Origin of the sequence: Telluribacter sp. (genome assembly GCF_035998675.1) — a bacterium.
GTDB lineage: Bacteria > Bacteroidota > Bacteroidia > Cytophagales > Spirosomataceae > Telluribacter.
In genome coordinates this window covers 49,694-62,483 of sequence record NZ_DASYHI010000010.1, presented here as the reverse complement: position 1 = coordinate 62,483, position 12,790 = coordinate 49,694, and the positions used below count along the sequence as shown (strand labels likewise).

11 protein-coding genes are annotated in these 12,790 nt (G+C 48.1%); 4 read left to right on the top strand and 7 right to left on the bottom strand.

The window, feature by feature from the left end; all coding sequences use genetic code 11:
- Positions 1–118 precede the first annotated feature (118 nt).
- A complete protein-coding gene (locus tag VGN67_RS04480; RefSeq protein ID WP_327485575.1) occupies positions 119–1,093 on the bottom strand; it encodes a DUF4382 domain-containing protein in 975 nt (324 codons plus the stop codon).
- A 544-nt stretch (positions 1,094–1,637) separates the two neighbouring features.
- Between VGN67_RS04480 and VGN67_RS04475 the strand changes: the two genes are divergently transcribed.
- A complete protein-coding gene (locus tag VGN67_RS04475) occupies positions 1,638–3,326 on the top strand; it encodes a GAF domain-containing hybrid sensor histidine kinase/response regulator (protein WP_327485574.1) in 1,689 nt (562 codons plus the stop codon).
- Between the two features lie 92 nt (positions 3,327–3,418).
- Here VGN67_RS04475 and VGN67_RS04470 read toward each other — a convergent pair whose 3' ends face one another.
- The 3 genes from VGN67_RS04470 to VGN67_RS04460 all read right to left on the bottom strand — a co-directional run bounded on the left by VGN67_RS04470 (position 3,419) and on the right by VGN67_RS04460 (position 5,306).
- Entirely contained in the window at positions 3,419–3,982 is a 564-nt protein-coding gene (locus tag VGN67_RS04470) for a type 1 glutamine amidotransferase domain-containing protein (protein WP_327485573.1), read from the bottom strand.
- A gap of 214 nt (positions 3,983–4,196) precedes the next feature.
- A complete protein-coding gene (locus VGN67_RS04465; protein WP_327485572.1) occupies positions 4,197–4,760 on the bottom strand; it encodes a type 1 glutamine amidotransferase domain-containing protein in 564 nt (187 codons plus the stop codon).
- 288 nt (positions 4,761–5,048) lie between these two features.
- Positions 5,049–5,306, bottom strand: a complete 258-nt coding sequence (locus VGN67_RS04460) for a hypothetical protein (RefSeq protein WP_327485571.1) — start codon at positions 5,304–5,306, stop codon at positions 5,049–5,051.
- Positions 5,307–5,528: 222 nt separating this feature from the next.
- On the opposite strand from VGN67_RS04460, the gene VGN67_RS04455 reads away from it, so the two are divergent.
- Positions 5,529–5,963 (top strand): CHRD domain-containing protein, encoded by a 435-nt coding sequence (locus tag VGN67_RS04455; protein ID WP_327485570.1) that lies wholly within the window; start codon positions 5,529–5,531, stop codon positions 5,961–5,963.
- Between the two features lie 109 nt (positions 5,964–6,072).
- Here VGN67_RS04455 and clpB read toward each other — a convergent pair whose 3' ends face one another.
- Positions 6,073–8,679, bottom strand: coding sequence for an ATP-dependent chaperone ClpB (gene clpB, locus VGN67_RS04450; RefSeq protein ID WP_327485569.1), 2,607 nt, complete (start codon positions 8,677–8,679; stop codon positions 6,073–6,075).
- A 507-nt stretch (positions 8,680–9,186) separates the two neighbouring features.
- Between clpB and VGN67_RS04445 the strand changes: the two genes are divergently transcribed.
- Positions 9,187–9,909, top strand: coding sequence for an esterase family protein (locus VGN67_RS04445; protein ID WP_327485568.1), 723 nt, complete (start codon positions 9,187–9,189; stop codon positions 9,907–9,909).
- A gap of 182 nt (positions 9,910–10,091) precedes the next feature.
- Here VGN67_RS04445 and pheS read toward each other — a convergent pair whose 3' ends face one another.
- The gene (gene pheS, locus VGN67_RS04440) at positions 10,092–11,132 is read right to left on the bottom strand and encodes a phenylalanine--tRNA ligase subunit alpha (protein WP_327485567.1); all 1,041 of its coding nucleotides are present in this window, start codon (positions 11,130–11,132) and stop codon (positions 10,092–10,094) included.
- Positions 11,133–11,457: 325 nt separating this feature from the next.
- On the opposite strand from pheS, the gene VGN67_RS04435 reads away from it, so the two are divergent.
- The gene (locus VGN67_RS04435) at positions 11,458–11,871 is read left to right on the top strand and encodes a LytTR family DNA-binding domain-containing protein (protein WP_327485566.1); all 414 of its coding nucleotides are present in this window, start codon (positions 11,458–11,460) and stop codon (positions 11,869–11,871) included.
- Positions 11,872–11,996: 125 nt separating this feature from the next.
- On the opposite strand, the gene VGN67_RS04430 is transcribed toward VGN67_RS04435, so the two are convergent.
- Complete coding sequence (locus VGN67_RS04430) at positions 11,997–12,719, bottom strand: porin family protein (RefSeq protein ID WP_327485565.1); 723 nt, start codon at positions 12,717–12,719, stop codon at positions 11,997–11,999.
- Between the last annotated feature and the right edge of the window lie 71 nt (positions 12,720–12,790).

Here is a 12,790-nt window from a genome sequence, read left to right as displayed (position 1 = left end):
TAAGTTAATTATGGGTCCGGTTCATTTCTCTTCCCATCGGTACTTCCGGCCGGAAAAACAACAACGGAGCAAACCATACTGGTTGCCCCGTTGAGAATATAGCCTTACCTGAAAAATTTTATAATAAACCGCCCAGAATCCCTTTGATGGATATGGACAGGCTGGTTTCTGTATTAGCCTTGACCGAAATAGTGTTCAGGCTGGTGTTTCCACTCATATCCAGAAAAGCATTCAGGCTCAACTGTCCTGAGCTTTCGGGCTTGTAGGTTACTACGTGCAGTTCGTATTCGCCCTCCGGTACAAAAGCCGCCGTAAAGCTCCCGTCGTTGTTTACTTTGGTACTGGTCAGGGCGTTTTTGAATCTAACTTTACTTTCTCCCTGTCCGCTTACTTCGGCATTTTGGTTATAGGTACCTTTGGTATAAACGTACGCTACGGCTTTGCCATTGGTGTTAGGGTTGTAGTTGGTTAGCTTGCCCTTGATGGTACCGGTATTCTCTTTTTTTACAAACCGGACCGACGACTGCAGCTCACCATAGGTAACGAAGGCATAGTCCTTATTGCCACTGCCCTGCTCCTTTATGGCTTTTCTCAGGTCAAAATCCATAACCACGGTCTGGGTTTGTCCTTCGGCTATATCTACTTTGGGACCTTTTGTTTCAATGTCGGAGCGGGCGTTACCCGATACCACCAGTTTATTGCGGGTACCATCCTGGCGAAGTATATAGCAGCCGGGGGCGTTGCCGCTGGCGTCACGCTCGTAGTCAAGTACCAGGGTAAGTTTGTCAAAAGAGCCCACCGATATGTCGCCTTCGGTCAGGGTAAAGGTTTTGCCGCCCTGTAATTCCAGCAGATTTACAGTTTTGGGCGTTTGAAAAGCCTCCCATTTTTTGCCGTCAATCCGGACTTCGGTAACTGTAATAAATACGCCCTGAACCGATGCTTCGTCAATTGGTGCATCGGTCAGCTCGACCCGCAGCTTGCCACCGGTACCGGAGGGGTCTATATCCTCGTCGTCCTGTAAACTGCAGCTACTAAACGCCAATACTGCTGCCAAACCTAAGGCCGTCCATTTAATTTTCTTGGTAATCATGAGTGAGTGATTTTGAGTTAAACATAAATCATGAAGTGGGGTACATCATGGGTATAGGTATTTTCATGCGGTAGCAGATAGGATTATTTTATGAATATTCAGAGTGAATGAGTACAATCGAAAAAGAAACGAGCCGGGATAGTGAATATTTTTTATTGGTACAGCTATTGAGTGAACGGTAAAAGGGGATTTTCGAGAGGAGCGAAGTACCATATAGGTATTTGTACTTTATTGAGGAGGTAGAATTCACATGTGTCGGCGGAACGGACGCTCTGTTTGGGGCAGGGGCAGATGATTGAAGATAAGCCGCTTAAACTTGTATAAATATTATTGTACAGTTAGGAATGCCTCATTTTTATTACGTATTATTACGTGGGTTTTTAAGCGGGACTTTTTGTCATCACACACGTATTTAATTCTGCTGATTGCTGCAACGGCCCTTTACAAAAGGGTTATGCTATCGGGAATGCCGATAAGCAGATTTATTAAAAAAGAGTGACAGTATCTTACCAGGTGATCGACAATTTCGTAACTAACTGCTTACATGGAATCAGCTTTATTACCACTTAATGAGCACGACCGGCAACAGGCTCTTGATGCCTATCAAATACTGGATACCCTTCCTGAGCAGGACTATGACAATATTACCCTGATTGCCTCGGAAATTTGTCAAACGCCCATTTCATTAATTTCTCTGGTTGACCGGGAGCGGCAGTGGTTTAAGTCAAAGCAAGGCATTGAGGCAACTGAAACGTCGAGAGAAGTCTCGTTTTGCGCCCATGCCATCCTCAATCCTTCTGAAGTATTAGTAGTGCCCGATACCCAGGATGATAATCGCTTCTGGGATAATCCGCTAACTACTTCAGACCCCCACATCCGCTTTTACGCGGGGGCTCCTCTGGTTACTTCCGATGGCTTTGCCTTGGGTTCGCTTTGCGTAATAGACCAAAAGCCCAGGGAACTAACGGAGAAACAGAAGCAGGCACTTTCAGCTTTGGCCAGGCAGGTTATACGTCAGTTTGAACTGCGCAGAAAAACAATGGAACTGGAATCGGCCAGGGCCGAACTGGAAACTGCAAACCGGGAGCTACTGGAAGCCAAACTGAAAGCCGAGCGGGCCAATAAAGCAAAGACTGATTTTTTGTCGGTGATGAGTCATGAAATCCGGACACCCCTGCACTCCATTGTAGGCTATACCAACCTGCTGATCGAGGAAACGCCCCGGCTGGACCAGCAACAACCCCTCAAGGCGCTGCGCTTTTCGGGCGAAATGCTCCTCTCGCTGATCAATGATATTCTGGACCTGAATAAGCTCGAGGCCGGAAAAATGGAATTGGAAACCATACCATTTAACCTGGCGGAGTTAATCAACAATGCCGTTCAGCTTAATCTGAATCGGGCCAGTAAAAAAGGCAATCATATTGAAATACACGCCGACCCGAACCTGCCTCCACACTTGCTGGGGGATCCGGTACGGTTGCTGCAGATTATTAATAACCTGGTATCCAATAGTATCAAATTTACCGAAAAAGGATTGATTAAGATCCGACTAATCGCCGAGAACCTGGATGGTGAATTGGTTAGAATCCATTTTAAGGTGCAGGATACCGGCATTGGTATGTCGCCGGAAGCGGTGTCGGTTATCTTTAATGAATATACGCAGGCCTCGACTGACATTGCCCGCCTGTACGGGGGGACCGGCCTGGGATTGTCTATCACCAAAAAGTTACTTGATTTATTTGGAAGTACTATCCAGGTAGAGAGTGAGTTGGGTAAGGGAACTACCTTCACCTTTTCGATTAAATTTAAAAAAGCCAAAGTTGCACTACCCCTCAATCAGGATAATCAGGATTGGGACTTTAAAGGCTTCCGGGTTATGGTTGTTGATGATAGTGACCTTAATTTAAAACTCATAAGACATTCACTGGATAAAATGGGCGTGGAGCTTGAAACATATTCTACTCCGCTAAAAGCCCTGGAAGCAACCAGAACCAGTACTTATGATTTAATACTGATGGATCTGCAAATGCCCGGCATGAGCGGTTTTACGCTGAGTAGCGAAATTCGAAAATTTGAAAAAGAGGTACCTATAATCGCCTTATCGGCCGATTACAGTCAGGAAACCATCCGGTTGACCCAGGAAGCAGGCATGAATGACTACCTGGCCAAGCCGTACGCTATTAAGCAACTGTACCAGGTCATGTCAAAGTACCTGGTAAAAGCCAGTCTGTAAAGAGGCCAACGTACCTGTTTTATAGTATAAAAAGAGCGGGACCCTTTTTTCAGGAATCCCGCTCTTTTGTATTCTATATACTATTAAATGACTCAGGCGTGCTGTTTGCTGGGTACGCCTTCGGCAATTTCTTTAATCATTTTCTGATTAAAGGCCGGTATGTCGTCTGGCTTGCGGCTGCTTACCAGCCCCCGGTCTACCACTACTTCCCGATCCACCCAGCGGGCCCCCGCATTTTCCAGATCTTTACGTAACGACGGGTAGGAGGTAAGCAGTCGTCCTTTAACTACCTCCGCCTCAATGAGCATCTGCAGGCTGTGGCAAATTGCCGCAACGGGCTTTTGGGTAGTGAAAAAACAACGCACAAATTCCACCGCCCGGGTGTTCATACGAAGCGAGTCCGGATTCAGGATTCCACCGGGCAGGAGCAGAGCGTCGTAATAGCCGGGTCGTGCCTGTTCCAGCGGCACATCTACTTTAAACGTTTCTCCCCATTCTATGTGATTCCAGCCTTTTACAGAATCTTTATTGGGCGAAATAATATGCGTAGTAGCCCCACACATATCCAACGCTTTTCGGGGTTCGGTCAGCTCGACCTGTTCAAAACCATCGGCTACCAGGATGGCAATGCGTATGCCTTTTAGTCTGGCTTCCATGCTTCTTTTATTTTAATTAAAAAGAGGAAAATAAGGATTAAACTAATAGCATAAAAAATATACCAGCCCCTATATAGCAGCCATACCCACCAAATGTCCGGGCGGTTGTAGCAATAAAGCTACATTTGGCAGTACCATGGGGGAATAAAAAAGGAGAAGGAGCTTTTTTACAAAAGTCCTTCTCCTCCCTGTATAACTTGAAGCTTTACCTGCTTCAGGCGTGCTGCTGCTCGTGGATACCTTCCCGGAATTCTTCTACCATCTTCCGGTTAAAGGCGGGTATATCTTCCGGTTTTCGACTGGTAACCAATCCATGGTCAGTAACTACTTCGGCATCGACCCAGTTGGCACCCGCATTCTTAAGGTCAGTGCTCACCGAGGGGTAGGAGGTTAGTTTTCTTCCTCTTACTACGTCAGCTTCAATCAGCATTTGCGGACCGTGACAAATGGAGGCTACCGGCTTTCCGGCCTCAAAAAAGTCCCGGACAAACTGTACTGATTTCTTATCGGTTCGGAGTTTGTCCGGATTCAGGACACCGCCGGGTAAGAGTAACGCGTCATAGTCGTCAGCGCTAACTTCACTAACAGTTTTATCTACCTGAAATGAATCACCCCAGTCGGTTTTATCCCAACCTTTTATTGTTCCTTTTTCCGGGCTGACGATATGAGTTTCAGCCCCTTGATCTTCCAGGGCTTTTTTAGGCTCTGTTAGTTCTACCTGTTCAAATCCATTGGTGACCAGAATGGCCACTTTCTTTCCTTTCAGCTTCAAATCCATAGCTCACAATATTTAATTCTAACTTTTTTCCAGGTTTTCAGGAAAAAGACTATTCCACAACCCAAAAGGATAAAATCGGAGCCTGAAAGGGGATAATTCTCACAAATTGTGGGGAAATGTCACAGAAAAAGAAGCTGAAACAGCTTATGTCGCAATATATTGGTCTGCTGATGGCAAAAGTACTGTTACAAAACAGGACTCGCACCCACCCTCAAAGTTTCGGAAGAAATTCCTAATCAGATCTTCTTCAGGTACTTTCCAAGTACCTTTCCACTTTGGAAAAGTCTGCTACCCAAGGTACCTGCGCAAGGCATCTTCAATCATAGAATTGGGAGCTATGAAAGGTTTTTTTGTAATGGTAACCCGTAGTACGTTATTCTGAATGGCATAGTTACCCTCCACTGTACCTACCTTGGCCGGAACGGCAAATACGCCGTTTTGGGTATCGCCGGAAAAGGAACCCTGTGCTCCTTCTATGGTACTTTTGGCACGACTGATAAGGGAATGTGCTTCCTCGTTGAATGGAATGTCAAATGAATAAGCCATAAATCATCGGTTTAAGTAGCTACTGCCGACCGTAGGGGCCGTATTTAATTTTAACTAATTTTTTATCTAAACAATTACAAATTGTGTGCCCGGGCAGCTTTTGCTGTATGGGTACTTACCATCCCAATATTTATTTTGAGTACTTAGCAACCCTGCGGCCGTTTTCGTCGTATACCGGGATAAACCACTAAGGTTTGGACTCACCTTAAAACAAAGCATCACATGAAAAATTTTTTATTAGTAGGAATTTGCCTTTTAGGCCTGGTCTTTGGCGGCTGTAAAGATGATGAAGACGAGGTTTCGCCCGAAGTGCGCGTAGCGACTAATCTGACGGGTACTTCGGAGGTACCTTCTAATAACTCTACCGCCACCGGAAAGGCCGAAGGAACCTTTAATAATGATACCAAGGAACTGAAACTTACCGTAACCTACCAGGGAGTTACGCCCACCGGCTGGCACATTCACAAAGCAGCAGCCGGTACCAACGGAGGCGTTTTGTTTGACTTCGGAACTACCTTCAGTTCGCCTTTTATGTTTTCAAAGGTACTTACCCTGGAGCAGGAAGCTGACCTGAAAGCGGGTATGTATTATGTTAACATACATTCGGCTACCTTTAAAGGAGGGGAGATACGTGGACAATTAAGCGTGGCTCCCTAAGCAATCGGGATACTCCACCGCGGGACATGAGTATAAAAGAAAGTATTGAGTAGTCAAAAAAAGAGGTGCGGCCTTAGGGCTGCACCTCTTTTTTTGTTTGGTGGGTTAATTAAATCTCAACCCCACCGCCTACATTCTCAAAGGCGATTTCTCCGTCGTTGTTGACTTCCATCATGATAACGGCATCCTTGGCAATGTGACCGCTCAGGATGCCCTTGGACAGCTCATTCAGGATACGGCGCTGCAGTACCCGCTTGAGCGGACGTGCTCCAAAGGCCGGGTCAAAACCTTCTTCACCCAGCTTGGTGAGGGCTTCGTCGGTAGCGTCCAGCGTAATACCCTGGTCGAGCAGCATACGCTGAATATGCCGGAACTGAATATCCACAATCTTGCGGATGTTGTTCTGGGTCAGCGGCTCGAAGAGCACTATTTCATCAATACGGTTCAGAAACTCGGGGCGAACCGAAGCTTTCAGCAGATCCAGTACCGCCTGCTTGGCCTCTTCCATGATGATAGTATGGTTCCAACCTTCGTCCTCCGCGTACTTCTCCTGGATAATATGGCTACCAATGTTGGAGGTCATGATAATAATCGTGTTCTTAAAGTTAGCCACCCGACCTTTATTGTCGGTTAACCGGCCTTCGTCCAGTACCTGCAGCAGGATGTTCCAAACGTCCGGATGGCCTTTTTCGATTTCATCCAGCAGTACCACGCTGTAAGGCTTCCGCCGAACGGCCTCGGTCAGTTGTCCGCCTTCGTCGTAGCCTACGTAGCCCGGAGGCGCTCCCACCAGTCGGCTGACGGCGTGGCGCTCCTGGTACTCACTCATGTCAATGCGCACCACGGCGTTTTCGTCGTTGAACAGGTACTGCGCCAGGGTCTTTGCCAGCTCGGTCTTACCTACACCGGTGGGGCCCAGGAACAGGAAGCTACCGATGGGTCGTTTAGGGTCCTGCAGGCCGGCCCGGCTGCGGCGTACGGCGTCGGCTACTACCTGAATGGCCTCGTTTTGCCCGGCCACCCGGCGGTGTAGTTCGTCTTCCAGGTGCAGCAGCTTTTCGCGTTCACTCTGCAGCATTTTATGGACCGGGATGCCCGTCCACTTGGCTACTATTTCGGCAATTTCTTCCGAAGTAATTTCCTCCTGCATCAGTTTACGTTCGCCTTCTGACTTCTGCAGTTCTTCCAGTTTTTTCTGCGCTTCCGGAATCCGGCCGTACCTGATCTCAGCTACCTTACCGAAGTCACCGGCCCGTTCGGCTTGTTCGGCTTCAAAGCGCAGCTGGTCGGCCTGTTCTTTCAGCGTACGTATTTCATTGACAATTCCCTTCTCGTTTTCCCACTGAGCCCGCAGGGCGTTGCGCTGCTCGCTGAGGTCCGCGATTTCCTTATTCAGGACCATTTCCTTTTCGTGGTTGTTTTCCCGGCGGATCGCTTCGCGTTCAATTTCCAGCTGCATGATCCGGCGGTTCAGCTCGTCGAGTTCCTCGGGCACGCTGTCCATTTCCAGGCGCAGCTTGGAAGCCGCTTCGTCCATCAGGTCAATAGCCTTGTCGGGCAGGAAGCGGTCGGTAATATAGCGGTTTGACAACTCTACGGCCGCAATGACGGCGTCGTCCTGGATACGTACCCCGTGGTGAAGTTCGTATTTTTCCTTGATTCCGCGCAGGATACTGATGGCGTCGTTTACGTCGGGTTCGTCGACCATTACCGCCTGAAACCGGCGCTCGAGTGCTTTGTCCTTCTCCATGTACTTCTGGTACTCTTTTAGCGTAGTAGCACCAATGGCGTGCAACTCACCCCGCGCCAGGGCGGGCTTCAACAGGTTAGCGGCATCCATGGCACCTTCGCCTCCGGCCCCAGCTCCAATGAGGGTATGTATCTCGTCAATGAACAGGATAATTTCCCCTTCGGAGTCAGTTACTTCTTTAATGACGGCCTTCAGGCGCTCTTCAAATTCACCTTTGTACTTGGCACCGGCTATGAGCAGACCCATGTCCAGCGACACAATAATCTTGGATTTCAGGTTTTCGGGTACGTCACCCTGCACAATGCGCTGGGCCAGCCCCTCCACAATGGCCGTTTTACCAACCCCTGGTTCACCCAGCAGGATCGGGTTGTTTTTGGTCCGGCGGCTCAGGATCTGAAGTACCCGGCGGATTTCTTCGTCGCGACCAATAACGGGGTCAATCTTGCCGGCCCGGGCCAGGTCGTTCAGGTTTTTGCTGTAGCGCTCAAGAGAACGGTACTTAGCTTCGGCGTTTTGATCTTTCACGGGATTACTCTTTCCTCTAAGTTCTTTAATAGCTTCTTTTAGTTCTTTTTCTTTGAATCCGGCGTCTTTCAGCAGCTGAGCCACGGCGTCTTTTCCGCCCACAATACCTAACAGCAGCAGCTCAATGCTGACGAATTCATCTCCGAATTCTTTCAGGTAGGTCTGCGCTTTGTTCAGGGCGGCCGACAAGTCGTTGCCCAGGAAGGTTTGGGTGCTGGTTACGCGCGGATAACTCTTAATAACGGCGTCAACCGCCTGCATAACGCGTTGCTGGTTTACGTTAAGCTTTTTCAACAGAAAGCCCGACGTATTTACATCTTCCTGTAAAATGGCTTTCAGTACATGACCCGTTTCAACGGCCTGCTGCTGGTTGCCCTGCGCAATCTGGGCGGCCTGCTGGATCACCTCCTGTGCCTTAATGGTATACTGATTAAAATCCATGGCTTTTGGTTATCTGATCTATTATTTTTTTCAATTACGTATAGTGTATAGTCTATCAAAGTACGTACCTGCCTTAAAAAGCGGAAAAAATGGCGCATTTTCCGGAGATTATTGGCTTAATAATGCCAGAAAGTCATTGCTGACCCTGCTGTTCATCGTAGGGGTTGTGGAAGTACTTTCTTAAAAAGTGACCTTATTAAAAACCGGAATTATTTTATGATACTTACCAGGGGTTACCACGAAATTTACGTTCTCGCCAGGGCGTAAATACCTTTTAATCAGCCCTGCTTATATTAACCTAATCCGCCCTGAATCGTTTATACAAAACAATTTTGGGTAAAATCAGGTAGATAGTAAAGAAAATCTTCGCAGAATCAGGGCAACTAAAAATGTAGATTTAAAAATTTGGATAAGGGTAGTATGTACAGCTACCGGGAAGAAAAGCGACTTTATATCAGCAGACTGTTAGGCTAACACAAAATTTGGATCAGGAACAACTACTATCATATGCAACGCGAAGTATCAGGCTGGTTTAGCCCCGCTCTGGACAGGCAAATGGACGTGGCTGTTTATGGGCATTATGGCTTTGCCTTGTTACTGCTGCCCACGGCCGACACCGGTTTCCTGGAATACGAGCAACAGGGGCTGATTGAAAGCATCCGTTCGCATATTGAGGCGGGTAAAGTAAAGGTGTTCTGCATTGGGAGCGCCACCAGCCACCGCCCTGCTATATCAAATGAAGAGCGGGTACAGCTGTATCAGTTGTACTATGACTACATTTTTCGGGAAGTAGTACCTTTTATCAAAGAAAAGACCAGCGATGAAACGCCCCTGATAGCGGCGGGGGCTTCTGTCGGGGCCGTGCATTCGGCTAATCTGTTCTTTAAGCATCCCGATCTGGTCCATGGTATTATTGCCATGAGCGGGTGCTATGATCTTAGCCACTACACCAACGGCTTCTATGACCAGGATGTGTACTTCAATTCTCCCGGCCACTACCTGACCAACCTCAACGCCGAATGGCACCTTGGCAAGTACCGTCAAAGCCGGCATATTCACCTGATAACGGGCTCAGGTGCTTATGAAGACCCCAACTCCTCGCGCTACATCTCTACCATTCTTACCTCCAAAGGAGTACCCCACGAACTGGATATATGGGGGGAGGAGTATCCGCACGAGTGGTGGGTGTGGCACCGGATGATGAACCTTTATCTGGAGACAAAGTTTTAATTTATTTTCGATTTCAGATTGTTGATTCAGATTGTCAGGTAAATACCAATCTAACAAATGCGCCGGGAACACCCCTTCGGTACTTTGGCTTTGTACCCCAACGGCATTCATTCTACTGCCGCTCTTTCACCGCAGCGGCGGCCACTCATTCACTCATTCACTCTTTCGCTCTTTGAACTGAACTACGCTCCTTCAAACTGCCGCAGGAACCGGACGTCGTTTTCGGTGAACAAGCGCAGGTCCTTGATGCCGTAGCGCAGCATGGTTATACGCTCGATACCCATACCGAAAGCAAAGCCCGTGTATTCTTCGGGGTCAATGCCGCAGTTGGCCAGTACCTGGGGATCAACCATGCCGGAACCCGCAATTTCTACCCAGCCTGAGTACTTACAAACGTTGCACCCCTTGCCTTTGCAGATAAAGCAGGTGACGTCGATTTCGGCGCTGGGCTCGGTAAAAGGGAAGTAGGAGGGGCGCAGCCGGATTTTGGAATCCTGACCGAACATCTCCTTCGCAAAATGATACAGGGTATCTTTCAGGTCTTTGAAGCTTACGTTTTTGTCCACGTACAGTCCCTCTACCTGGTGAAACACACAGTGGGCCCGGGCCGAAATAGCCTCGTTCCGGAATACCCGACCGGGCATAATAGAACGTAGCGGGGGCTTTTTGTGCTCCATGAGGCGAATCTGTACGTTGGAAGTATGGGTCCGCAGCAGCACGTCGTCTTTTACTTCCCCGGCGCTTTTCTCCACAAAAAACGTGTCCTGCATTTCGCGGGCGGGATGGTTATCGGGAAAGTTAAGGGCGCTGAAATTGTACCAGTCCGTTTCTATTTCGGGACCGTCGGATACGTTGAAACCCATGCGTTCAAAGATCTCAATGATCCGGCGACGCACAATAGTAAGCGGATGTATGCTGCCGTACTGGTTGGGAACTGCCGGGAGCGTGAGGTCTACCTGGCTGGCGGCTCCGTTGTCTGACTGTTCTTCCAGTTGGGTACTGAATAGCTGAAAACGATCCTGGGCCGCGTTTTTAAGGGTATTCAATTCTTGCCCTACCGCGCGGCGGTCTTCCTGCGGAATAGTCTTGAGCTGGTCAAACAGTTCTGTCACTACTCCTTTACGACTAATATAGCGCATGCGGAAGGCTTCCAGTTGCTCCTTAGTACTCACGGTACTGTTTTCTATTTCGGTGAGTAGTTCTTGTACCCGTTCGGAAATCATAATGGTATTAACATAAGTATAAAAATCAGCCGCAAAGATATATAAAGTTTGGAGGGTGTACCAGAACCCCCGGTAGCAGATAAAGAGCCGGACGCCCCAAAGAGCGACATTTTACCTGGTATTCTTTCGGCATAAAATCAAAAAGCAATACGTAAGAACACCTGATTTAGTAAGTGGCGCTACGTCATTTGCAATTCTTGAATTTTATAAAAAGTTGAAAGTCAGCTGATTAAAAATGATAGCGTAGGAATACGTATTTTGCTGGATAGCAGAAAGTGGTAATTTTGGTAACAAGAATATATATCACTAATACCTACATAAAGATATGGAAAGCTATTCCAGTTATTCGGTAAAACAAGCTACGAGAGCTACGGCTGCAAGCTACTCTCCTACTTTGCAGGGCACTGACATTGCCATTTATATAATGGGACAGATCCAATGGCTTTCACCTGATGAAATTACTTGTTTGGAAGGTGAGGGGAACTATACGTATGTGTATACATGCAGGGGAAAGCGGTTTCTGGTATCCCGCACCCTTAAAAGCTTAACGGAACATCTTAACGATACTTTTTTACGCGTGCACAAATCCTACATTGTCAATACCGGCTATATTGTAGACCGGATCGACGACGACCGGGTTATCCGACTGGTGTGTGGAAAAGAAGTGGTAGTTGCACGACGTAAAATCAAAGAAATTGCGGAATTGCTCAATCTGTATCAGGGACGAATCAGTGCCTGAAAGATAATATTGTGTAGCATAAAGGCTTCATTTTTAGTGGGTTAAATCGTGGACAGCAGCCACCGCATAGAACGGTGGCTGCTCGTTTTTTTTAGCCAACCCAATATTCCAGACTATTAACCCGGTCAGAATAGCTTCATGCCCAGGGTTACCTGCCAGGAGTTAAGGCGTTGCCCCACCGTGGTAGAACCGCTTCCCGCCTGGTTCTGATTGACCTTGAAAACAGCCAGGTCATTGAAAGAACCTTCCCGGCGTACATCCAGGCTAAATCCTAAAATGTCCAGACCGGCCCCAAACTGGTACCCGTAAACGGCCTGTGACATGGCGTCGTTGAAGCTACCGGAGGTATATTGGTCAAACGCGTCGCGGAGGCGCTGGTTATCGCCAATCCGGAAGGAGGCCATCGGACCGGCATTGATCCGAAACGGTCCGCCCTTTAATCCAATCAGAATAGGTACATCAATATTGCTGAAACGGACATCCACCTGACGGGGAATGGGCGTGGCGCCGCTGTTGTCAATAATCTCGAAGGAGCCGCCCTTGGTCGACACAAGTACCTCCGGCTGAATAAACAGATGCTTGCCGAAGCGGGCGTAGACTCCACCCACAAAGCCCGTACGGGTGTCGTAGCTTTCCCGCAGGTTGTCACGCACTACCTGCCCGTTGTAGCCCAGGTAGGGATTCCCGTTGCCGTCGTAGCGCGTGGTAAGTACCTCGCCCATAGAAAGTTTTGACAGATTAACGCCGCCTTTAATACCTAAGGCAAAACCTTTGGCCTGACCAAAAGATAGCTGAGGGGCAGCCACGCACAGCAGGAGGGCCAGCAGTCCGGATTTGATGTTTTTCATGGTTTTTTAGTTCTAATAGATGAGTTTGATTAGTAACGAACTGATGCTTACTGCCTACATACCGGAAGCAC